The organism is Streptomyces sp. GESEQ-35, assembly GCF_017948485.1.
Lineage (GTDB): Bacteria > Actinomycetota > Actinomycetes > Streptomycetales > Streptomycetaceae > Streptomyces.
On the sequence record NZ_JAFFSX010000048.1, the window covers coordinates 1 to 21,745 of the forward strand.

Annotated in this window: 23 protein-coding genes and 1 pseudogene; 8 read left to right on the forward strand and 16 right to left on the reverse strand. The window is 69.6% G+C overall.

The features are described from left to right. The 7 genes from KCH87_RS50905 to KCH87_RS47100 form a co-directional block, all read right to left on the reverse strand. On the reverse strand, positions 1-1,333 hold a 1,333-nt coding region (locus KCH87_RS50905), incomplete at its 3' end, for a polyketide synthase (RefSeq protein ID WP_210594141.1). Positions 1,334-1,349: 16 nt separating this feature from the next. Next, positions 1,350-2,150, reverse strand: coding sequence for an acyl carrier protein (locus KCH87_RS47075; protein WP_210594142.1), 801 nt, complete (start codon positions 2,148-2,150; stop codon positions 1,350-1,352). Positions 2,151-2,231: 81 nt separating this feature from the next. Beyond that, the gene (locus KCH87_RS47080) at positions 2,232-2,876 is read right to left on the reverse strand and encodes a ScbR family autoregulator-binding transcription factor (protein WP_210594143.1); all 645 of its coding nucleotides are present in this window, start codon (positions 2,874-2,876) and stop codon (positions 2,232-2,234) included. A gap of 52 nt (positions 2,877-2,928) precedes the next feature. Beyond that, entirely contained in the window at positions 2,929-3,759 is an 831-nt protein-coding gene (locus KCH87_RS47085) for an AfsR/SARP family transcriptional regulator (RefSeq protein ID WP_210594144.1), read from the reverse strand. A 273-nt stretch (positions 3,760-4,032) separates the two neighbouring features. Then, the gene (locus tag KCH87_RS47090; RefSeq protein ID WP_210594145.1) at positions 4,033-4,665 is read right to left on the reverse strand and encodes a ScbR family autoregulator-binding transcription factor; all 633 of its coding nucleotides are present in this window, start codon (positions 4,663-4,665) and stop codon (positions 4,033-4,035) included. 76 nt (positions 4,666-4,741) lie between these two features. Next, complete coding sequence (locus KCH87_RS47095; protein WP_210594146.1) at positions 4,742-6,334, reverse strand: acyl-CoA carboxylase subunit beta; 1,593 nt, start codon at positions 6,332-6,334, stop codon at positions 4,742-4,744. A 119-nt stretch (positions 6,335-6,453) separates the two neighbouring features. Next, the gene (locus KCH87_RS47100; RefSeq protein ID WP_210594147.1) at positions 6,454-6,642 is read right to left on the reverse strand and encodes an acyl-CoA carboxylase epsilon subunit; all 189 of its coding nucleotides are present in this window, start codon (positions 6,640-6,642) and stop codon (positions 6,454-6,456) included. Between the two features lie 415 nt (positions 6,643-7,057). Between KCH87_RS47100 and KCH87_RS47105 the strand changes: the two genes are divergently transcribed. After that, positions 7,058-7,996 (forward strand): ScbA/BarX family gamma-butyrolactone biosynthesis protein, encoded by a 939-nt coding sequence (locus KCH87_RS47105; protein WP_308299091.1) that lies wholly within the window; start codon positions 7,058-7,060, stop codon positions 7,994-7,996. 8 nt (positions 7,997-8,004) lie between these two features. On the opposite strand, the gene KCH87_RS47110 is transcribed toward KCH87_RS47105, so the two are convergent. Next, entirely contained in the window at positions 8,005-8,895 is an 891-nt protein-coding gene (locus tag KCH87_RS47110; protein ID WP_210594149.1) for an NAD(P)H-binding protein, read from the reverse strand. Between the two features lie 213 nt (positions 8,896-9,108). On the opposite strand from KCH87_RS47110, the gene KCH87_RS47115 reads away from it, so the two are divergent. Beyond that, positions 9,109-9,783 (forward strand): ScbR family autoregulator-binding transcription factor, encoded by a 675-nt coding sequence (locus KCH87_RS47115; RefSeq protein WP_210594150.1) that lies wholly within the window; start codon positions 9,109-9,111, stop codon positions 9,781-9,783. Here KCH87_RS47115 and KCH87_RS47120 read toward each other — a convergent pair. The 4 genes from KCH87_RS47120 to KCH87_RS47135 form a co-directional block, all read right to left on the reverse strand. Next, a complete protein-coding gene (locus KCH87_RS47120) occupies positions 9,776-11,311 on the reverse strand; it encodes an FAD-dependent monooxygenase (protein WP_210594151.1) in 1,536 nt (511 codons plus the stop codon). The two genes, KCH87_RS47115 and KCH87_RS47120, sit on opposite strands and share 8 nt — an antisense overlap. A 120-nt stretch (positions 11,312-11,431) precedes the next feature. Then, positions 11,432-11,833 (reverse strand): DUF6009 family protein, encoded by a 402-nt coding sequence (locus tag KCH87_RS47125; RefSeq protein WP_210594153.1) that lies wholly within the window; start codon positions 11,831-11,833, stop codon positions 11,432-11,434. Further along, positions 11,830-13,335 carry a phage/plasmid primase, P4 family gene (locus KCH87_RS47130; protein WP_210594154.1) on the reverse strand — a complete coding sequence of 502 codons (1,506 nt, stop codon included), beginning with the start codon at positions 13,333-13,335 and terminating at the stop codon, positions 11,830-11,832. The genes KCH87_RS47125 and KCH87_RS47130 overlap by 4 nt, the downstream gene beginning before the upstream one ends. Beyond that, on the reverse strand, positions 13,322-14,440 hold the full coding sequence (locus KCH87_RS47135) for a bifunctional DNA primase/polymerase (protein ID WP_210594155.1): 1,119 nt from the start codon (positions 14,438-14,440) through the stop codon (positions 13,322-13,324). The genes KCH87_RS47130 and KCH87_RS47135 overlap by 14 nt, the downstream gene beginning before the upstream one ends. Positions 14,441-15,123: 683 nt before the next feature. Here KCH87_RS47135 and KCH87_RS47140 point away from each other — a divergent pair. Further along, positions 15,124-15,696 (forward strand): transcriptional regulator, encoded by a 573-nt coding sequence (locus tag KCH87_RS47140; protein WP_210594156.1) that lies wholly within the window; start codon positions 15,124-15,126, stop codon positions 15,694-15,696. Between the two features lie 50 nt (positions 15,697-15,746). On the opposite strand, the gene KCH87_RS47145 is transcribed toward KCH87_RS47140, so the two are convergent. Together KCH87_RS47145 and KCH87_RS47150 are read right to left on the reverse strand one after the other, a co-directional pair. Beyond that, the gene (locus KCH87_RS47145; protein WP_210594157.1) at positions 15,747-16,907 is read right to left on the reverse strand and encodes a ParB/RepB/Spo0J family partition protein; all 1,161 of its coding nucleotides are present in this window, start codon (positions 16,905-16,907) and stop codon (positions 15,747-15,749) included. Further along, complete coding sequence (locus KCH87_RS47150; protein WP_210594158.1) at positions 16,904-18,139, reverse strand: ParA family protein; 1,236 nt, start codon at positions 18,137-18,139, stop codon at positions 16,904-16,906. Before KCH87_RS47150 ends, KCH87_RS47145 begins: the two co-directional genes overlap by 4 nt. A gap of 170 nt (positions 18,140-18,309) precedes the next feature. Here KCH87_RS47150 and KCH87_RS47155 point away from each other — a divergent pair, with 170 nt between their 5' ends. The 3 genes from KCH87_RS47155 to KCH87_RS47165 all read left to right on the forward strand — a co-directional run bounded on the left by KCH87_RS47155 (position 18,310) and on the right by KCH87_RS47165 (position 19,193). Further along, the gene (locus KCH87_RS47155; RefSeq protein ID WP_210594159.1) at positions 18,310-18,453 is read left to right on the forward strand and encodes a hypothetical protein; all 144 of its coding nucleotides are present in this window, start codon (positions 18,310-18,312) and stop codon (positions 18,451-18,453) included. A 117-nt stretch (positions 18,454-18,570) separates the two neighbouring features. Then, positions 18,571-18,816, forward strand: coding sequence for a hypothetical protein (locus KCH87_RS47160; protein ID WP_210594160.1), 246 nt, complete (start codon positions 18,571-18,573; stop codon positions 18,814-18,816). Continuing rightward, positions 18,816-19,193 (forward strand): fic family toxin-antitoxin system, toxin component, encoded by a 378-nt coding sequence (locus KCH87_RS47165; RefSeq protein ID WP_210594161.1) that lies wholly within the window; start codon positions 18,816-18,818, stop codon positions 19,191-19,193. Before KCH87_RS47160 ends, KCH87_RS47165 begins: the two co-directional genes overlap by 1 nt. 63 nt (positions 19,194-19,256) lie before the next feature. Here the strand turns inward: KCH87_RS47165 and KCH87_RS47170 are convergent, their stop codons facing one another. Further along, complete coding sequence (locus KCH87_RS47170) at positions 19,257-19,916, reverse strand: MerR family transcriptional regulator (RefSeq protein WP_210594162.1); 660 nt, start codon at positions 19,914-19,916, stop codon at positions 19,257-19,259. A 105-nt stretch (positions 19,917-20,021) separates the two neighbouring features. Here KCH87_RS47170 and KCH87_RS47175 point away from each other — a divergent pair, with 105 nt between their 5' ends. After that, entirely contained in the window at positions 20,022-20,444 is a 423-nt protein-coding gene (locus KCH87_RS47175) for a DUF3291 domain-containing protein (protein WP_210594163.1), read from the forward strand. Between the two features lie 74 nt (positions 20,445-20,518). Here KCH87_RS47175 and KCH87_RS47180 read toward each other — a convergent pair whose 3' ends face one another. Then, entirely contained in the window at positions 20,519-21,181 is a 663-nt protein-coding gene (locus tag KCH87_RS47180) for a class I SAM-dependent methyltransferase (RefSeq protein ID WP_210594164.1), read from the reverse strand. Positions 21,182-21,295: 114 nt separating this feature from the next. Here KCH87_RS47180 and KCH87_RS49850 point away from each other — a divergent pair. Then, positions 21,296-21,644 (forward strand): annotated as a pseudogene (locus KCH87_RS49850) (MarR family transcriptional regulator); the annotation flags it as partial. Positions 21,645-21,745: the final 101 nt, after the last annotated feature.

The window sequence follows — 21,745 nt, forward strand, 5'->3', positions numbered from 1 at the left end:
CACCCCCACCCTCCCCCCCCCCCTCCCCCCACCCCCCCCCCCCCCCGCCCCCCCCAGCGCCCCCCCCCCCCCCCGCCCCTCCCCCCCCCCCCCCACCCCCCCCCACCCCCCCCGCCCCAACAACCGCGGCGCCCCCACCGGCATTCAGCCACCCGGTCACATCCCCCGACTCCCCCGCCCCAACGGCCGTGGCACCCCCACCACCGGCACTCCGCCGCCCGAACACCTCGCCAGCGCCCCCCGGCACGACGGCGACCCCGGTCTCGCCTCGGCCGTCGCTCCCCTCATCCGGCCGCACCGCAACCGACCCCGCGCTCCCCTCATCCGGCCGCACCGCAACCGACCCCGCGCTCCCCTCATCCGGCCGCACCGCAACCGACCCCGCGCTCCCCTCACCCGGCCGCACCGCAAGCGCCCCCGCGCTCCCCCGTCGGAACCCGCTCGACGTGTCCCGTACGACCGCATGCACCCGGTCCCCGTCCGCAAGTGCCCGGTCGAGTCGTTTGAGTACTACTGCCCCGACGCCCTCCCCGACTCCGTCACGGGCCCGCGAGGGGTGCAGCAGCAGTTCGACGCCGCCGGCGACCGCCGCCGCGCATTCGCCGCGCCGGAGGGACTCGACGGCGAGGTGGACGGCCGTGAGGGCCGAGCACACGCCGGTGTCGACGATCTGGCCGGGCCCGCTCAGCCCGAGCAGCGCGGCAAGTCTGCCGGGCAGGCTCCCGTGGCCGCTCCCGGGCATCTCGCGCGGCCCACGGGAGGCCCACGACTCGGCGGCCAGCAGTGCGTAGTCGCGGGAGCTCACCCCTACGAAGACGCCGACCGCACGCGGTTCACCGTCCGGACCGGTCAAGGCATCCAGCCGGGGCCCGGCGCAGCCCGCGTCCTCCAGCGCCTCCCAGGCGGTCTCGAGGAACAGCCGCTCCTGAGGGTCCATCAGGGCACCTTCACGAGCCGTGAGTCCGAAGAACCCGGCGTCGAACTCCTCGATCCCGTCCAGGAAGTGGCCGCGTTGTCCCGGCGCGAGCGGGGATCCCCCGGGGCGCCCGGCAGGTCCGTCGCCGGACGTGTCACGACCGTCGCGCAGGAGCTCCCAGAACGTCTCCGGATCAGGCGCCATCGGATAGCGCCCGGCAAGACCGACGACGGCGTACCCGTCGAGGGCCGGCACCATGGTGTCGGCCGACGCCGACGGCCACGACGGTTCCGGCTCCGGCTCCGCAACCGGCGCGGGCGCCGTCGTCTCCCCCACCCCGCGCGTCAGCAACCGCGCCGCTTCACTGCGCCCGAGCGTCCCCGCCTTGAACCGCGTGAGTATCTCGCGTTCGTCCATGGTGGCCCCCGCCCGTTCAGGCGCGCGGCGGCAGCAGACCGAGCGCCTCGTCCACCGACATCCGGTCGTCACGCACCGCGTCGAGAAGAGCGTCGATGCCCATCACCGCGCCGGCCGAAGCGCCACCGGCCCCATCAGCCCGCTCCGAGGGTTCCGGAGCGCCGGCCACCGACGCCACGGAGACGACGTACGCGGCCATGGCCTCCAGGCTCGGATGGTCGTACAGCGTGACGGCCCGCTCCCGCAGCCCGTGGATCTGGTTGATCGTCGCCACGAACTCCGCCCCCAGGATGGAGTCCACACCCAGCACGTTGAAGGCGGCCGAGGTGTCGATGTCCCACGGATCGCAGCACAGAATCCGGGCAAGCTCCTCACGCAGCACATCCAGCACCGCTTCCCGCGAAGCCCCGGAAGATCCAGAAGCCCCTAGAGACGCGGAAGCCCCGGAACCCTGCACCGGAACGGACCCCGGTTCGCGCTCCGCCCCCCGGGAGCCCGCCCGCTCGAACGGCGCCGCCCCCGGCGTCCCCCGCTCCCGAGCCACATGCCGGGCGAACTCCAGCGGCGTGGGATGGTCGAACAACGCATCGGGCTTGACCGCCGTACCGTAACGGGCATTGACGGTGGCTACGAACTCGACGGTCAGCAACGAGTCCAGTCCCAGCGACCGGAACGTCTGCTCAGCGTCGATCTTCTCGGCCTTGAGGCGCAGCACGGCGGCGAGCATGCCGACGAGTTCGGTCATGAGGTCGGCGGACGGCACGGCGGACGGCACGGCGGACGCCGCGCTCGGGGGTGCCTGGCTGTCTTGGGGCATGGCTTGACTCCAAAGATCCGTCCCGGCTGCCCGACGACGGAAGTATCGAAGATGCGTCTGTTCCAGCTGGAGGCGGCGCTCTCAGACCGCGCCGACCAGACCCTCGGCCAACGCCGAAGCATGTACGTCGTACCGCCCCATATGCTCGGCCGGCACGAGCGCCGGCAGCAGCGAGTCCCACAACGCCCCCACCCTGAGCCGGAGTTCGGGAGGGGGCATACCGGTCCCGAACAGCACCCCGATCCCGCACACCACCGCGGACAACAGCGTCTCCGGCCCGTCCGCGAAGGTGTGGCCGCGCAACTCCCCCGCGCGGCGGGCCCGGTCGATGAGCCGCAGCACCTCGGTGATCCACGCCTGGTGGAAGTCGGTGACCGGCGGTTGCCGTCCGGTGCACTCGTTGGTGATCCGGAAGCTGGCCCGGATCACCGGGTCCCCGTGGAGCGTCCACGCCAGCCAGTGCGTCATGTCGATCAGCGCCTGCACCGGCGGCACACCCGCGGCCCGCTGCCCGTGCACGAACTCGCGCAGCACGGAGCGTCCCTGCTCCTGCACGGCGTCGGCCAGTCCGTCCTTGGAGGCGAAGTGGAAGTACAGCGCCCCCTTCGTCAGTCCTGCCGCCTCCGCGATCTGCCCCAGTGTCGCGCTGGCATAGCCGTTCCGGTTGAACATCTGCGCGCCTGCCCTGACCAGCCTGCGCCGCGTCCTTTCCGACCTGGCCTGCATCCCGTCTCTCCTCCTCGCGTACGGAGTGCCCTCGTGACGGTTCGACGGCGTCTCAACCGACCCGGCTGAGGCGCTCGTTGCCTCCGGCTCCCGCACCCAGCGTCGGCTCGGGCCCGGCCATCAGGATCGACCGCTGCATCCGGCGCAGCCCGGCGGAGGGCTCAAGGCCGAGTTCACGGACGAGGGCGGTGCGCAGCCGCTGGTAGACGTCGAGGGCCTCGCTGCGGCGGCCGGAGCGGTGCAGCGCCAGCATGAACTGGCCGTGCAGGTTCTCGTGGGTGCGGTAGCGGCTGACCAGGACGGTGAGCTCGCCCAGCAGTTCGCGGTGGCGGCCGAGCCGCAGGTCGGCCTCGATGCGCTGGTCGAGCGCGCACAGCCGGGTCTCCTCGAGCCGCCTGGTCTCCATCTCCAGCTGCACACCGGTCTGTACGTCGGCGAGCGCGGAGCCGGTCCACAGCGTGAGGGCGTCCCGCAGCTGACGGGCAGCGCCCGCGAAGTCGCCGGCGTCCATGGCCCGGTACCCCGTGCCGGCCAGCCGCTCGAACTCACGGACGTCGCTGGCGCCACCCGAGGTGTTGAGCAGGTAGCCGCCCGGCAGGGTGACGAGCACGTCCTTGGCGGTGCGCGCCGGGGCGTCCTCCGCGTCGCGCCCGACGGCCGCCGAGAGCAGCTCCCGAAGCTGGAGCACGTACGTCTGGAGCGTGGTGCGGGAGCTGCGCGGCGGTCGCTCGCCCCAGAGTTCCTCTATCAGCGTGGCGACCGGCACCACCTGGTCGGCGTGCAGGGCCAGTAGCGCCAGGACCTGGCGCGGTTTGGGTGCGGTCGGGGTCACCGAGACCCCGTTCTCCCTGACGTCCAATGCGCCCAGTACTGCGATGTCCATGCCGTTTCCCCTAATCCGTGCATGAGATGAGTCGTGAGTCGCCTGGCGTCCGGCCTTGACGGGGCCGCTCCCGGAGTGCTCTCAGTAAAAAACAGGACAGACGGTTTGTCAATATCAAACCGTCCGCGCTGTTTTTTATTGTACCCGGCAGACTCTAGCGACACTCGATGTCCGCTTTAGTGGAGTCTTCACCTCTCCCAAGGGCCCCATGAGCCCCGGATACCGGGCCGAGCGGTGCGTGCCACCCAAGAGAAAACAAACCGCCAAGTCTGTTTAGGGGGTCTCCGGGTCCGCCGCGCTCTTCTCCGTGCTCTCCCACACCAGGGCGTGCCGCTCGGTCAGCCGGGGCAGCAGCAGATCCCAGAACCCCGTGATCTTCTCCTCGGACAGCCATGCCTTGTCGTCGCCGCTGAGCACCTCGAACCCGACCGTGGCGGCCACGACGGCGGTCGCGGCGTCGTCCGCCGACACCCCGTCGGCGAGCCAGCCGTCCTGGTCGGCGCGCAGCAGCACCTCCTCGACCCAGCGCTGCCATTCCCGCCGTATCGACGGCCCCTCGTCCCGGCCGGGGTCGTCGGACAGCTCGAACCCCGCCCGGACGACCACATCGTCGGCGATCTTGCTCATCAGGCGGTACGTCGCGCCCACGAGTGCCCGAAGGGGACTGCCGCCCGGCGTCGAAGCGTCCCGCACGATCTGCCGTACGGTCTCCAGGGCCTCCGCCTCGATGGCCTGGACCAGCGCCTTCTTGCTCTCGAAGTGAAAGTGCAGTGCACCGGTGCTGACTCCGGCCCGGCTGCTGATCGTCGTGAGCGACGTGCTGGCGAGGCCGTCCTCCGCGAACACTTCGGCCCCGGCGCGGATCAACGCCATGCGGGTCCGGGCCGCACGCTCCTGTTTGACCATCAGTCGTCTCCTGGCTGGGGCCCCGGTCGCAGTACCCCGATACGGAGGTTTCTGCCGTGTCCCGTCGTTCGTCGGCTCATTGCGGCGGGTTGCCGTGCTTACGGGAGGGCAGATCGGCGTGTTTCGTGCGCAGCATCGCCAGCGAGCGGATCAGCACCTCGCGGGTCTCGGCGGGGTCGATCACGTCGTCGACCAGGCCGCGCTCGGCCGCGTAGTACGGGTGCATCAGCTCGGACTTGTACTCCTTGACCATCCGCGCCCGCATCGCCTCGGGGTCCTCCGCCTCCGCGATCTGGCGGCGGAAGATCACGTTCGCGGCACCCTCGGCGCCCATCACGGCGATCTCGTTCGTCGGCCAGGCGTACGTGAGATCCGCGCCGATGGACTGCGAGTCCATGACGATGTAGGCGCCGCCGTAGGCCTTGCGCAGGATCAGCGAGATCCGCGGCACCGTCGCGTTGCAGTAGGCGTAGAGCAGCTTGGCCCCGTGCCGGATGATCCCGCCGTGCTCCTGGTCGACGCCCGGCAGGAACCCGGGAACGTCCAGCAGCGTCACGATCGGGATATTGAAGGCGTCACACATCTGCACAAAGCGCGCGGCCTTCTCCGACGCCTCGATGTCCAGCACACCGGCCAGGCTCTGCGGCTGGTTGGCGACGATCCCGACCACCTGGCCGTCGAGCCGGGCCAGCGCACACAGGACGTTGCGGGCCCACCGTTCGTGGACCTCCAAGTACTCGCCGTCGTCGACCAGTTCCTCGATCACCAGCGCCATGTCGTACGGCTGGTTGCCCTCCGCCGGTACCAGGTCGAGCAGGATCTCCCCCCGGCGCCCGGCCGGATCGACACACGCCACCCGCGGCGGTGCCTGCCGGTTGTTCTGCGGGAGCAGCGACAGCAGGTAGCGCACCTCGGAGAGGCAGGTCTCCTCGTCGTCGTAGGCGAAGTGGCACACCCCGGAGGTCTCGGCGTGCACGTCCGCGCCGCCGAGGCCGTTCTGGGTGATCTCCTCGCCGGTGACCGCCTTCACCACGTCCGGACCGGTGATGAACATCTGCGACGTCTCACGGACCATGAACACGAAGTCCGTGAGGGCGGGGCTGTAGGCCGCGCCGCCGGCACACGGGCCCAGCATCACCGAGATCTGCGGGATCACGCCGGATGCCTTGGTGTTGCGCTGGAAGATGCCGCCGTACCCGGCGAGCGCGCTCACGCCCTCCTGGATACGGGCCCCCGCACCGTCGTTGAGCGACACCAGCGGCGCGCCCGCCACGATGGCCATGTCCATGATCTTGTGGATCTTCGTGGCGTGGGCCTCGCCCAGCGCACCGCCGAAGATCCGGAAGTCGTGCGCGTACACGAAGACCGTCCGGCCTTCGACCGTGCCCCAGCCGGTGATCACACCGTCCGTGTAGGGCTTCTTGGTCTCCAGACCGAACCCGGTGGCCCGGTGCCGGCGCAACTGCTCGACCTCCTGGAAGGAACCCGGGTCCAGCAGCAGCTCGATCCGCTCGCGCGCGGTCAGCTTGCCCTTGGCGTGCTGCGCCGTCGTCGCCTTCTCGCTCGGCCCCGCCACTGCCCGCGCACGGATCTCCTCGAGTTCGGCCACACGTCCGCGAATCCCGGTCGGCACTGGCTCGACCGGAGGGCGGTCAGTCGTCGTAGCCATGTCAGATCCCCTTCTGAGGTGGCGCCGAGAGGCCTGGCCCCGGGTCCAGGCGAACATCATAACAAACCGCCTAAGCGGTTTAAGGTTTATGATCAAATCATCTCAAAGGCTGGAATCCTTCATCGCCAGCTGCCGGGCGCCCTGTAGACCGTCGGTCGCGCCTCCCAGCAGGGGGCGACAGCCGGCAGCCGCTCAGCCTCCTCCTGGGCGCGCCCCCGCATCATGAGCAACGCCGCGGTGAGAGCGGCCAGTTCATCCTCACAGGCCAGGCCACGTTCCACCCGGAGCACGGTCTCCACCCTCTTCATCCGGCCACCCCCCGTTCTCTCGACTCAGGGACACGGTCGGCCAGGACGCTCGATCACGGCTTTGGCATCACTCGAGAACCGCCCGAGCCGGTGGCCCGTACGTCGACATCAGGCGCACCCGACGCAGCCGACGAGACCGCAATCGTGGCGGCACTCGACCCACAACCCAGAAGAACGTGCAGTTCAGGTGGGTACCCGGGAGAAGGAGACGTACCGGGGACAAGGTGCGGACGAAGCCGTTCCATATCTCGTACGGCCGGAGCCCTTCCTACCGGTAGAAATTAAACCGGATGGTATGTATCTTCTCAGGCCTGGAAGGAAAACAAGCACTTCACGCCAACGCGGCTCAGGGGGATCAGTTATGTCTGCGAGCACGTTCCGTGTAGAACGCGCCATACCAAGCGCACCAGTCACCGTGAAGGCCACGGCGCCCACGGGCACCAGCGTCTTCCACTACCCGTCTCTCACCACGACCGTTCCCAAGGAGTTCGTCCACCGCGCGAGCGTGGCCGAGGTCATGCTCACCGACTGGGACCGGATCGGCGAAGACCGCTTCACCGTGTCCGCCCAGTGGCCGCGCGGGCACAGCTTCTTCGCCATGGAGGACCGCTACAACCCGCTCATCGCCGCCGAAACGATCCGTCAGACCGGGATCCTGCTGGCGCACGCCGAATACGGCGTTCCGCTCGATCAGCAGTTCCTGGTGTGGGACCTCGGTGTGAGCGCCCGCCCCGAGCACTTCGACGTCGGCTGGACACCCGCCACGCTCGAACTCGGCGTCGTCGTCTCGGAGGTGAAGCGGCGCGGCGAGACCCTGGCAGGGCTCCGCATCACCGTAGAGATCCGCCGTGACGGTCAACTCGCGGCAACGGGAGGCGGCTCGCTCACGTGTGTCAGCCCGATGGTCTACCGACGGCTGCGCGCCGGCCACCTCCTCGACGACGGTCAGGCGCAGGTCATTCCGCTGACGGCTCCGGTGCCACCGCAGACCGTGGGGCGCATATCCCCCATGGACGTCGTCCTCTCCCCCATCGGGGAGCCCGACCGCTGGCAGCTGAGGATGGACACCCGGCACCCCGTCCTGTTCGACCACCCGATCGACCACGTGCCCGGCATGATGCTGCTGGAAGCCGCCCGCCAGGCCACGGCCGCGGCTCTGGGGCGTCCCTGCATGCCGCTGGACATCACCAGTGAGTTCAAGCGCTACACCGAGCTCAACACTCCCTGTGTGATCGAGACGTGCCGGATCCCCGGTACCGGCATGGACCCGGTGGAGTCCGTGCTCGTGACCGGTCGCCAGAACGGAAAGCTTGTGTTCCGCTCCACGGTGACGGTTGCCGCTGCTCATGACTGACGGCCGGGCTAACGCCCGGATCCGCTCGACGCGTCGGCCGTATCCCGCCCGTGGCGGTCCTCGAACGCCGCCAGATGGTCCTCGGCCCAGGTACGGAAGTCGCCGGCGGGCCGACCCGTCACCGCGCGCACCGTGTCCGTCACCTCCGCCTTGGCGCCGGCGCCCAGCCGTTGTGCACTCTTCAGCAGCGCCTGGACGACCGGCGCCGGATAGCGTCTGCCCAGAGCGAGGCGCGCCTCGCCCGGGCTCAGTTCCTCGAAACACAGCGGAACGCCCAGGAGCCGACCGAGCCGTTCGGTCTGCTCGACCGCGCTCAGCGCCTCCGGCCCGGTCAGGGTGTAGGCCTTCCCGGCGTGCCCGGCTTCGGTCAGGGCACGCACGGCCACGTCCGCAATGTCACGGGGGTCCACACAGGCGTTGGCCGACGTGCCGTTCAGCCCCCGCACCGTGCGTTCGGAGCGGATGGATTCGGCCCAGGACAGCGTGTTGGACATGAAGGAACGCGGACGTAACAGCGTCCACTCCAGGCCGGATCCGCACAGCAGCTCCTCGTTGGCACGCTGCCAACGGGTGATGAGGTCATCGGCATGCCGGTCGAGCACGGCGGCCGCGGAGAGCTTCACCAACCGTTGCACTCCGGCCGAACCTGCGGCACGGACGAATCGGGCGTCATCGCCGGAGGAGGGGTCGCTGGTGACGAGCAACGCCGTGCCGACCCCGCCCAGCGCCCGGTCCAGCGACTCCTCGTCGCCGAGATCGCCGGCGACCGTCTCCGCCGAACGGGCCGCGCCCGTGACCCTCCCGGGGTCCCTGGCCATGATGCGTACACGCACGTCGTGGGGAAGGCGCCGGACGACCTCCCGGCCCACCGTCCCGGTGGCCCCGGTCACGAGAATCATCAAGGTCCTTCCGCCGGCACCCGACCGGCGGCGCCGGCACCCCGCTGGGCTCCGCCCATCCCGCTGTCCCTTCTCGTCACGATCCTTTTCGGCCCAATCCTTGAACTTGGTACTGACTGAGGTTCTCGCGGACGCACATCTTCTATAAGATACAAACTGGACGGTTTCTTATAGGGGCTCCGGCTCCGGGCTCATGGATGGGAGGAGACCGAGATGGCGAAGCAGGACCGAGCGGTCCGCACACGGCAAACGATCCTGACTGCGGCGGCAAAGGTCTTCGAGGAGCGCGGCTACCAGGCCTCGACGATCAGCGAGATCCTCAACACGGCAGGTGTGACCAAGGGGGCCTTGTACTTCCACTTCCCCTCCAAGGAACACCTGGCACAGGGGGTACTCGCCGAGCAGGACCAGCGAGTGCCCATCCCTGATCGCGCCAGCAAGATCCAGCAGGTGGTGGACACGGTGGTGCTGCATGCCTACCTGCTTCAGAGCGACCCCATGGTCAGGGCAGGTGTCAGGCTGTCGCTCGACCAGCAGGCCCAGGGCCTGGATCGCAGCGGCCCGTTCACCCGCTGGACCGACGTGGGCCTGGAACTGCTGGAGAAGGCGCAGGCTCAGGGCGAGTTGCTCCCGCATGTGGTGCCGACCGAGACGGCCGACGTTCTGGTGGGCAGCTTCGCCGGCGTCCAGGCAATGTCCGAGACCCTGTCCGGTTATCAGGACCTGCCCCGGAGGGTCAGCGCCCTGCTGAAGCATGTGCTGCCGAGCGTGGTCATGCCCTCGGTGCTGGCCGCGGTGGACATCACCGAGAGCAGGGGCGCAGCGGTCTTCACCGAGTTGCAGAGCCTGGCACCGCCCGCCCTGGTCCCGGAGGCCGCCGTCAGCTGACGGGCTCGGCAAGGCGGCCTTCCGTGTCCGCCGGCCCGGCTGTCGTTCCCCTGGACTCGCCGAAGTACGCAGCCAGCGCCGAGTCCAGCCCGTCACCGTCCGGCCCCCAGGCGACATAGCCGTCGGGCCGGACGAGCAGCGCCTCGCAGGGCAGCTCGGGCGTCGGCGCGGCATGCACCGTACGGACGACTCCGGCCCAGCCCCGCGCCTGCTCCTGATAGCTGCTGCCCCGCTCCCCGAAGAGCAGCAACAGCGGCCTGCCCTCGCGCAGCAGCCCGATCACTTCGGCGGGCCCGTCGGGGGTGTTCAGACCGACGTTGTGCAGAAACCTTCCTTCCCAGGGGGAGGACTGCGCGGTGAGCGGCGCAAGCATCGTGTCCTGCGCGCTGACCATGGCTCCGAGGGCGCTGGCCTCCCCTCCGGTGGCCAGCAGCTGGGTGAACAGCGCGCGCAGCGGCTCGAGTTCGGGACCGGGCCGCATCAGGGCCAGCTGGGCACGCGTGTTGTCGATCACCCGCTGGGCGGCGGGCCGGCGCTCCTGGTCGTAGCTGTCGAGCAGCCGCCTGCCCGCGCCGCCCTGCACCGTGAGCGCAAGCTTCCAGCCGAGGTTGACGGCGTCCAGCAGTCCGGTGCTCAGCCCCTGGCCGCCGATCGGAAAGTGGACGTGGGCCGCGTCTCCCGCCAGAAAGATCCGTCCCGCCCGGAACGACCGGGCGAGCCGTGAGAAGTCGCTGAACCGGCTCAGCCACCGGGGCGCCTCCATCGCGATGTCCCGCCCGGCGATCCAGGAGACCTCACCGCGCAGCTCTTCCAGGGTCGGCGGCCGCCGGTGTCCGTCCTGCGCGCCGGTGCAGTTGAGGGTCCGCAGACGGAGCCCGCCGCCCGGAACGTCCTTGGCGACGAGCCAGCCGCGCGGGGTGCAGTGCCAGCCCGGCCCCAGGGAGGCAGCCTCGACGAGCCGGACGTCGCCCGCCATCGCGGACACGGTGGCCGAATAGGTCCGGGAGGCGAAACCCGTCTGCTCACGCACCGTGCTGCGGGCACCGTCCGCCCCCACCAAGTACTGGGCGGCACAGTCGACTTGGCCGTGCGGCCCCTGCGCAGTGACCCGGACCCCGGCAGGGCCCTGCCTCACCCCGGTCACCCGGTGCCCGCGCAGGACCCGTGCACCGGCCGCCCGGGCCCGCTTCTCGAAGTGGCGCTGAAGCTCCTCCTGCGGGCACTTCATGACCGGCTCCGGCTCGGCGGCGGGCGCCGAGATGGCGAGCCCGGGCAGCCCCGCGAAGTGGAAGGCCCGTGTGAAGGCAGCCGGATCCACGGCGGCCTCGAGCCCGTCGAGATGCCCGCGCCGGACCAGGCACTGCACCGTCCGGGCGTGCAGTGTGGTCGCCTTGGGGCACCTGGACACCTCGGTCTCCGACTCCAGGACCAAGGTGCGCACTCCGTATCCCGCCAACTCCGCGGCGAGAAGCATGCCGACCGGTCCCCCACCGACGATCATCACCTGCGTCTTCGTACGACTCGCCATGCGGGCCTCCCCGTTGCCCGGTCGCACCCAGGGCTCGTCACTCCGGCGTGCGAAACCGCCCTAAAAATATACCGGCCGGGCGGTTCTTTGCAACGCCTTCACGGACCCTCCGTACGCCAGTCACAGCGGCAGGGTGATGCCCAGCTCCCGCATCGCCGTCGACGGCGGACCGCCCTCGGACCGCTCGGTCTTGCGCCCCTTGCTGCCCGGCGCCAGCGTCCGCGGGTCCACCGCCTCGGCCGGCGCACCGGTGGCGTAGAGCCCGTCGGGGTCGGTGTCGCGGTCGTGCGGCAACAGCCAGAAGACCCGGCGGCGGAACGTGCCGGACGAACGGGACGGCTTGGCCTGCGGCCCGAGCAGCGCGTATCCGACCATGCGCCCGTCGCGGTGGTAGGCGGGCCTGCCGCGGCGCGTGGGCAGCCGGTCCAGGCTCTGGCGCACATAGTCGAGCCGGTCGAGGTCCTCGAGCCAGACGAACGCGACCTCGTGGTCGATCTCGTCTTCTGCGATGAGGGCGCTCATGCTGTCTCCTCGTCGGCGAGCAGTCCGATACCCGGGTAGTACTTCCGCTGGTTGGACAGGATCATCTCCTTGGGCGACGCCAGTCCCAACGCTTCGCGAACCCGGGCCGCAAACGCACGGGACGAGACGGCCGGGGCCCCCTCATTTTGACACCACGTCTTGTAGGCCGCGTAGAGCTGTGTCTGTTCCGCCCGGCGGTCCGGCTCGATCCGGCAGGACTCGTTCAGGAACCGCCCGGTGTGGTCCTCGGTGTCGGCGTACGCGGTCGTGGCGATCCGGACCCGCTCCGGCCCGGTCAGGTCCTTCTCGCCCGCCAGATAGCGGCGGGCGCCCTCGATCAGCCAGTTGAGGATCCCCGGCCCCTCTTCGGTGACCAGGATGTCCGCCAGGTTGTCGATCTTCCGGTCGTCGGGCACGACCCGCTCGAACGGAATCAGCCGCATCCGCCGCCAGAACGCGAAGCCGCCCGTGCCCACTTCGGGCCGGTGGTTGCCCAACAGCCACAGTTTGTGCGTGGGTTGGAAGCTGAAGAAGTCCTGGCGCATCCGGCGCGCCTTGATCCGGTCGCCGCCCGTCAGCAGTTTCACCCGGGCCTCGTCGAACCGGTCGCCCGGCTTGACCTCGCTGCACACGATGACCCGCCGCCCGTGCAGCTCCGCCAGATCGGTGGGGTGCCCCTCGTACGGCCGGGCCATGAGGAACCCGGGCGGCGCGGCGTCCGCGTAGTCGCCGACCAGCTTCATCAGTACGTCCAGCAGCACCGACTTGCCGTTCTTGCCGGAACCGAACAGGAACGGCATGACCTGCGCGCCGACGTCCCCGGTGATGGAGTAGCCGAGCAGCAGATGCAGGAAGTCGATCATCTCCGCGCCCTCGGGCCCGCCGCCGAACGTGTCGGTGAGGAACCGGTCCCAGCGGGGCGTGGCCATCCGCTCCGGGGCCGCGGTGGTGGAGCGGGAGTGGAAGTCCTTGTTCGGGTCGGGCGTACGGATCAGACCGGTGCGCAGGTCCACGATCCCGGCCGGTGTGCACAGCGCGTACGGGTCGGCGTCCAGCAGTGCCGCGTTCAGGACCATGCCCGGCGCGGACTTGGCCTGGGTGAGCATCGCGTTCATCCCGCTGGTGCTCAGCGCACGCCGGCGGTGCTGCTGGAGCGCGACCGTGCTGTGCACCCCGCGCGGATCGTTGCTCGCGATGGACTCCGCCAGGTCCCCGGCGGCCCACAGCACGGTGTCGTCCTCGTCGACCTGCCAGCGGGTGCTGTCCCAGCGGAACCAGCCGAGGCCGGGCACATGCCGGTAGTCGTTGGCGTAGAGCTTGACGAACAGTTTGGCGTTGCCGCGGTCGGTGAGCGTGTCGGGCAGCAGCCCGTCGGCGGTCGCCTCGCCGCCCGGCTCGGGGGCCTGTCCGCTCCCCTGCCTGGGCTGGGGCACGGGCAGGGCGAGGATCTGCGCGGCGACCGCCCGGGCGTCGAAGAGGGTGTTGTCGTCACCGGAGGTCATGTGCGCCTCCCAGGACCAGCGGACGTCTCCGGCCGGCGCTCAGACCGCCGCGGATGACGGCGCCGTAGCGCCGCTCCTGCCCGGGCCTGGCGTGCGCGGCCGCCTCCGTCAGGGCCCGCTCGGCGTCCTCGTCGCCCAGCAGTCCGGCGGCGACGAGTCCTCCGGCGGTGTACGCGGCCCGGTTGAGCTTCTCGGTGAACCCCGCTCCCTCCGGTACGGCGGCACAGGCGGCCACCTCCGCGAGCAGCGCGGTCAGGGCCCGGCCCGCGGCGGAGCTCCCGCCACCGGCGGCCAGGACCGCCTGCCGGGCCCGCGGCGGCACCGGCCGGGGCGCGGGCACATGCGCGGGCGGCAGATGCCCGGTGCGCTCCAGTTCCCGCGCCAGCCAGTCCGGCAGCGGCGCGGGCTCACGCACCCCGTCCAGCGGCTCGTACGCGCCTGCCTCGGTCACCGTGCCGGGGGCGACGATGTAGCCGCCGTGCGCCCGTACGTCGACCTGCCAGGCCAGCGCACGCCCACCGGCCGAACCGACGGAGCTCTGCCATCGGTGCCCCCGGGTCCGGTACCACACGTGCAGGCCGCCCGAGGGGGTCCGCACCCGCAGCGTCGACGCATCGTCCGCCGGGTTGGTGGCGCCGCGCAGGGCGGCCAGCACACCGAGGGTGTGGAAGCCGTTGGCAAGCCCGGTCAGATCGACCGTCTCGGCGATCTGGATGCCGGGCAGCAGACGGTCCCGGCCGGGCAGCGAGCGTGCGTGGGCATCGACGTCGACGACCACCAGGCCCGCGGGCCCGCAGGCGATCCCGACGCCGAAGCCGGGGTTGGCGCCCCACCATTGCCCGATCCGGGCGAAGTCCAGCGTGGCGGCCCGGAATCCGTGGCACCACCGTCCAGCAGCCACACAGCGACATCCCCGGTGCGTGTGCCCGGGCTCCCGGCAGTCCGTACAGTTCCCCGCCGGCGTCTTGCGTCCGGGCGCCAGCGGATGCACCGGCCAGCCCCGTCCGGCACACCATCGAGCGGCGGCCAACGAACGCCCGACGCCCGGCCGGACAGAGACGGACTGCGGTGAGTCGCTGCGTGAAACCCGCAGTTCATCGGTCATGTAACTCCCCCGTCAGCGACCGAAGCGACTCAACAACAGGCACAGACTAGCGAAGCACACGTGCACAGGGAGACCCCTGTGCGAAGAAAGCGGTTCCGTTCGCTCGGTTCCCCCAGCGACCGAACGTCCGAGACCCAAGCGACCGGGCGAAGTTGAGTAGCTGCCTCAGTAGCTGAGCAAAAGCGCTGGTCACAGCCCTGGAGAAACCTCAACAGCGACTGAAGCGACTGAAGCCCCCTATATATAACGCACACACGCATACGCACGCGCACATGCGCACACACGCGAATGCCGTCATATACCCGGGCCTTGAGTCGCTTCAGTCGCTGTTCTCTTCCGAACCACCTGTTTGACCTGCGGCTTTGCACAGGAAGCTCACAGCGACGCACGCGTCTCCCAGTCGCTTCTCTTCAGTCGCTACAGTCGCCAGGGCCCCGTCCCGCCTCCCGGGCCCGTCCCAGAGAGCAAACGCCCGAGCGACGGAAGCGACTCAAGCGACTCTGCACCGGCCTTGTAGTCGAGGAACCGCCCCTCCACTGCCCACCGTTGTCGCTCTCCGCCCCGCGCGCTGGACCATACTGATCCCCAGCAGGTCACGGACATCCCAGCAGACCGCGCAGGAAGCACGACCGTACGCCTCCCGGGAGCGACCGGGAAGCCCGCGAACCGGGAAGGAGACCCCGTTGTCCGAGCGCAACCGCGAGTTCGGCATCTTCGGCGCCCGCGGCATCAAGGGCCACGAGGCCGTTGCCCGCCAACTGGACGCCCTCGCGGGCTTCATCGCCACGCCGGTCACCACACGCCGGGGCCTGCTGGCCCGACTGCACTACCTGACCCGCACCCCGCACGCCCGGGAGGCCGCGCGTGCAGCGGGCCTGACCGTCACGGACCGCACGCTCCGGGCTTGGCTGGACGGCAGGCGGGCTCCCTCGAAGCGGAACCTGGAGCGCGTCGAGACCTCCTACCGCACGGTCCGCCGCCAGAACGTGGCCCGCTACCTACTGGGCCGCTTGAACCGCGAGGGCCGCGGCACCCGCGTCGAGATCCACCCGCTCAACCAGTCCCAGGTCCCCCGCCCACGCCAGCGCGTCGTCGAGTTCCGCACGCTCAACGTCCGCCAGTGGGACGCCATCATCACCGCCTGGTCCACCGCGGACGACCGGGCCCTGGACACGGCCTGGGTCGACCAGATCGTCGACCTGGGCTCCCAGTGGGGCCAGTACGAGTACGTCACCAACATCGGCTTCGCAGCCTGACCCCCTGACCACTCCCCCGGGCTATTACGTCGTAATAGCCCACCGCCCCATCACAGTCGCTGCCCCTCCCCCTCACCTTCGCTCGCGCTCCCGACGCCGGCCCGCTGCTGCTGATGCTCAGTCAGGATGCGCAGCATTTTGTCGAACTCAATGTCGCTCATCTTCCGGATGAGGTGCATGGCGAGGAACGCCCCATCGTCATACGGCAACTTCGGCGGCACCCGAGAATCGACGACCTCGGCATCGGCCAGTCCCCCGGCCTCATCGGTACGAGGCTCCGGCACGGTCTCTCTCCGCCGCGGCGGCGTCTCTTCGACCGCAGGAACCCCGCCGCCCGCATCGGGCGAAGCCTCATCCTCTATTACGTCGTAATAGTCGTCGGAACCGGCATCGTCCCGGTCCTCTGTCTGAGCGTCCGGCTCTTCCTTCTTCTGAGCCTTCTTCTGAGCCTTCGGCTCGTCCTTCGGCTCGTCCTTCTGAACCTTCCACTCGTGCCGCTCGATCTCCTTCCGCGCACGCTCACTCTTGAGGTCCTCCAGCACGTCCTGCTGCTGCTCGGCCGGCTTGTTCCCCACAGCCCGCAGCAGGTCGATCGGTTCCTCCCCGATACGCGCCTGAAGCTCAGGGGTCAGATTCAGCAGAGCCAGCCGCTGGGACACCCACCCCTGCGACCGGTGCAACCGCTTCGCCAACGCCGTCTGACTGCCATGAATGACCAACAGCCGATTCAGTGCACGCGCCTCATCGAGCTCATCGAGATCCTGCCGATGAATGTTGGCGACGAGCGCGGACTCGAGCAGCTCCTCGGAGTTGGCCCCGAGGTCGTCGCTGACCATCACCTTGATGTTGTCGAGCCCCGCATCACGAGCAGCCGCGAGCCGGCTGCTTCCGTCGATGACGACATACGTCGTATCCGCCTCAAGGCCCTCCTCGTGTGCCGGGTTGGCCTTGACGTAGGCGTCCCGGTTCATCACGGTGATCGCCTGCTTCTGCCCGTGCGTCTTCAGGCTCCCCGCGAGGTCGGTCAGGTCTCCGAGGCTCGAGCGCGGGTTGTCGGGGTTGAGGCTGACGCGGTGCGGAGGCAGTTCGGTGGGCGGAGCGACTCCGTCGGTCGGCACCCCGGTGGCCGCGGCCACCGCCGCCCGTCGTGCACTGATCGGACGCGCGGACCCGCCGAAGCGTCCGGCGCCCAGCTGATCGGCCTTGCTCATGAGATCTCCCGGGCCAGTGCACGCATCCCGATCGCCTGCTGCGACTTGGGCGCGTAGGACAGCAGTGGCTGCTTCACACGGACGGCTTCCTTCTGCTCCTTGAGGTCCCCGATCAACCCGACGACCTTCGGATCCTTTATGTCGACCCACCCCTGGAGCGAGGAGGTGGCGATGTACCCACGACGCGAGTCGTACAGATTGACCACGATCCCGAGGTAGTCGATGTCGATCTGAAGGTCGCTGCGCAGATCCTCGATCTGCGTGGTGAGCAGTTCATACGCATCGGCAGAGCTGTCCTCGGCCTGCACCACGACGAGCGTCCCCGACTGCCCGGGCTTCTCCCCCTCCCGCCGCCGCCCGTAGTACGCGGCGGCGTCCATGCTGAGCCCAAGGCTCGGCGGGCAGTCGACCATTATTACGTCGTAATAGCCCTCGAGCGGAGCGAGCGCCCGCTCCAGCGCAGCTTCCCGAGCACGCACAGCCGACAGGCGTACGTCGAGCAGGAACGCGTCGTTGCACGCGGGCAGCAGATGCAGCCGGCCGCCGAAGTTCTCGTCGTCGACCGAGACGATGAGGTCCCGCAGATCGCCCTTGGGGTCACCGGCCATGTGGTTGGTGAGGCTGTCGCCGTTCATCGGCAGGGGAGTGGCCCCCAGCTGGTTGGTCAGGTGGCACTGGGGATCGAAGTCGACGAGCAGCACCCGCAGTCCGGGGCCCGGGAGGTCTTCGGTGTCGAGCGGACTGTCGGTGGCGTCGCTCGCGGCGGCGAGTTGCTTGGCGATACGGACGGGGTAGAGCCGGCTGGGGTCCTCGGCGAGAGCCTCACCGGTACCGGCGGTGATGGCGGTCTTGCCGACACCGCCCTTCTGATTGCACACGACGATCCGCCGGGTGATGGTCGGCCGCTCGACTTCCGGTGCCGGATGGGTGTCCAGCCACAACTGCACGGACTGGGCGAGCCCCTGAATGAGCGACACCTTGCGGTCGTTGGCGATCCGCTTGAACTCGTCCCACTGCCCCTCCGGGAGGAAGGTTGCGAACGAGTCCGCACCGGCGGTCTCCACGGTGTCGGTCGCCGAGGCCAGGTTGCACCAGTCCTGGATGCCCTGTTCGACGGCAGCCTGGATCTCGATGCCCTTCTGGGCAGCTCTGATTTTGAGGTCTTGCCGGAGCCACCCCGGCAGCTTGGAGACGACCTTCTCGCGGTCGCCAGGAGAGGCAGGAGATGTCATGGGGTCACCTTACTAACGCATACGACCAAAAACACGAACGACACGTTAGCTAGGCCAAGTTCATGCAACTGACCTAGGGCGAATGCTCCCAAACATGGCTGTTTACCTGTCCATCGGCCTCAACGCTCGCGCTATTACGTCGTAATAGTTGGCGTGGCAGATGCGAGTGGGTGGTACCGGTTCAGGAGGGGTGCGGAGTCGCCCTCCGCAAGGCCCTCACCGACATCAAGGCCGGCGCCCTGCCCAACCTCCGCCTGCCCTCGTATGTGACCGCCCCACCGCTGGAAGGCCGCCCCAAGCTCCAGGTCGCCTGACGCAGGCCTATTACGACGTAATAGCCCCGGCATGAACCCGCCCGCGAAGCCGACGGCACATCGATTCCCCCCGATCGGGTACTCCCACCCTCTGGTAACAGCTGTTACCATCCTCGTATGGCAAAGACACAACTCGGCGCGAGGGTCGACGACGAGGTCGCGGAGCTCGCTCGCGCACGCGCCAAGGACCGCGGCCTGAGCGTCGGCGACTACATCGCCCAGCTAGTCCGAGAGGACGCCGACGGCCTGCGCGCCCGCGCCCTGGACGCGGCCCGCCGCTTCCTCGACGAACACCAGTCGGTCTTCGACGACGCGGAAGCCACGGACACAAAGCACCCGAGCCAGGAGCAGCACGCCGCGTAATGGACCTGCACATCGACGTCCCCTGGATCCTTCAGGTAACCGAGATCGCCGGCGCCCACGACCCGGCCCCCGACGACTACGGCGTCCCAGTGGCCGCCGTCGCCTGCCACAAGGCGGAGCTACTCGACCAACCGGTCTACGACGGGCCGTACGCCCGCGCCGCCGCCCTGGTCCACGTCCTCGGCCGCTGCCGCTGGCTGGAACGCTCCAATATGGCCGTTGCGGCAGCAACCGGTGTCATGTACCTGGAAGCCTCAGGATTCCCGGTGAAGCCCACGCGGGAGGATGCAACAGCCCTCCGCGACCTGTTGCTGGATCCCACATGCACAGCAGCAAAACTCGCGGCCCTGCTCCGCACCTGGCCCGTGGTCAGCTGAGCCGAACGCGGAGGATGAGCCGGCCGGGGGAGTGGCCCCTGACCGCCTGGCACCACTCGGCTGTCAGCCGTCGCCGCCGTACCGTTGCCCCGAGTGGTGCTCCTGCGCGAGCCGTCTGAGGGCCAGCAGCGCGGGCTCCAGCAGGACGGTCAGCAGGACGGCCCGCTCGGCCTGCTCCAGCGGGCCGCCCGCGTCCTGGAGCTGATCGAGGTCCAGTGCGGCGGTACGGTCGGCGAGTTCGGCGTACGGCAGCAGGGAGCGCCAGTCGCAGTCCATGCCGAGCGCGCGCAGCGTCTGAAGTGTCTCGGCGACCACCAGGGCCGCGGGCGGGTGCGGGGATGTCTGCCAGCCCATCTCGGCGGTCAGCGCCGCGACTTCGGACAGCCCGGCCGTATCGGCGCCATGTGAGTCACCCGAGGTTCCCGGCTCGTCCGGCGTGCCGCCCCGCTGGGCGGGCACGACACCCAGCACGAGCCCGAGCAGCAGATGTACGTCCCCCAGGTGCTCGTCCACGGCGGCCAGTACGTCCTTGGTGGCGCTGACCGACAGACCGCGCACCGCGATCAGCGAGCGGATCAGACGCAGCCGGCGCAGATGACTCTCGTCGTAGTCGGCCTGGTTGGCGGCCGTGGCCCGGCCGGGGGGCAGCAGCCCGTCCCGTAGGTAGTACTTGATCGTGGGGATGGAGACACCGCTGCGGCGGCTCAGCTCGGAGATGCGCATCCGGATCTGCTCCCTCCCTTTCTCACTCGCGATTCCACTGGATAGTGGATAGTCTCGCTGTCTATCATGGATAGTGTCACTCACCATTCCTGAGACGAGGCCACCATGCCCACACTGCCCTGGACCGTCCCGAACCCGCCCCCGTCGCATGGCACGGCGTACGTCATGGCATCCCGTTTCGAAGTGCGGTCGGCCAAGGACGTCCCCCGCTTCTTCCTGCGCTCCCTGTCCGCCTGGGGCCAGGTGCGCACCGCCCCCGGCGCGTACGGCGCCTCACTCGTGGCCCAGCCGTTCAAGCGCGTCTTCTACACGCTGTCGGCCTGGGAGGACCGCGACGCCCTCTACGCGTACGCCAGGACCGAACCGCACCGCGGCATCATGACGTCCCTGCGCCCGACGATGAGCGCCTCCACGTTCACCTTCTGGGAAGCAGACACCGGACGGCTCCCCATCACCTGGGACGACGCCAGACAACGCCTGACCGAACAGGCCCGCACCGACGCGACGGGCGGCACGGCCACCACGTAACGGCCGCGAACTGGCCCGCGCCTACGCCGACTTCGCCGCCGTCCCGCACCAGCGAACCAACCGGGACCACGACATCAGCCCGCACCACCCGGTTTACGGGCCAGGAAGCTGGCGACCGTCCTTTTCGCCCCATCGCCGGGCGCCTGCACCAGCCGTGCCGTGACGACGAGCCCGGCCTGCCCCAGCAGCTCGGCGAGCCGGTCCGCGGGCTCCAGATAGGACTCGTAGGACACGGGATGTCCGCCGTAGCCGCGCTCCGGCCGCAGCCGCTCACCGGCACCCACATAGCCGGCCGTCATCAGATGCCCACCGGGCGCCAGGGCGCGACTGAACTCGCCGAACACCACCGGCAGCACCTCCGGCGGCGTGTGATGGGTGGAGTAGTACGCCAGAATCCCCCCGAGCCCACCGTCCTCGGCCTCCAGTGCGGTCATCGACCCCACATCGAACCGCACCCCCGGATAGGCCTCACGGGCCAGTTCGACCATCCTCGGCGACAGATCGACACCGAACACCGGCACCCCCAGCCCGGCCAGATACGCAGTCACCTTCCCGGGCCCGCACCCCACATCCGCCACGGGTCCCCGCCCGCCATCCCGTACAAGCTCGGCGAACGCGCCCAGCATCGCCCGCGACAACGCATCCAACTCGCCGGGATCCTTGACCAGTTCGGCGTAGTCGGCGGCCACGGTGTCGTACGACTCCCGGACGGCGGCGAGATAGGACAGCTCAGTCACATCGCGAATCTAGACGAGACCACTGACAGCCGGACAAGCCCATGCCGACGCCTCCCCGCATGGTCCGGGGTTCGGGGTTCGGGATGAGTGAAGGCCCGTCGCAGTCACTGGGCGCTCCAGGTCAGCCCGGCGACCGTCTCCAAAGCGATCGCGTTCCTGGAGAGCCAGGGCCTGGTCCGCCGGGAACGCGACGAACGCCGGCGCGAGCGCTACGTCGTCGACGACGACGTCATGTACCAGTCGACGATGGCCAGCGCCCGCGCCACCGCCCACCTCGGCGAGACCGCACGACAAGGCGTCGGCATCCTCGGCCCCGGCACTCCGGCCGCCGCCCGCCGCCCGCCTCAAGAACCTCGCCCGCTTCGTCGACTTCGTCTCCGAGAGCATCGCCCGCGCCGCGGACCAAGCCCGCGAAGTCCTCCACACAAAGCCCGAAACGACCCCAGACAGCACTGAGTTGTAGGGCCCTGTGGGCTCGCCTCCCCAATTGGGGAGGCCCCCGCTGTTCCCCCGGGTAGTGCGATTCACAGAATGTGAATCATCTCCGTCGGGCACACTCGTGTC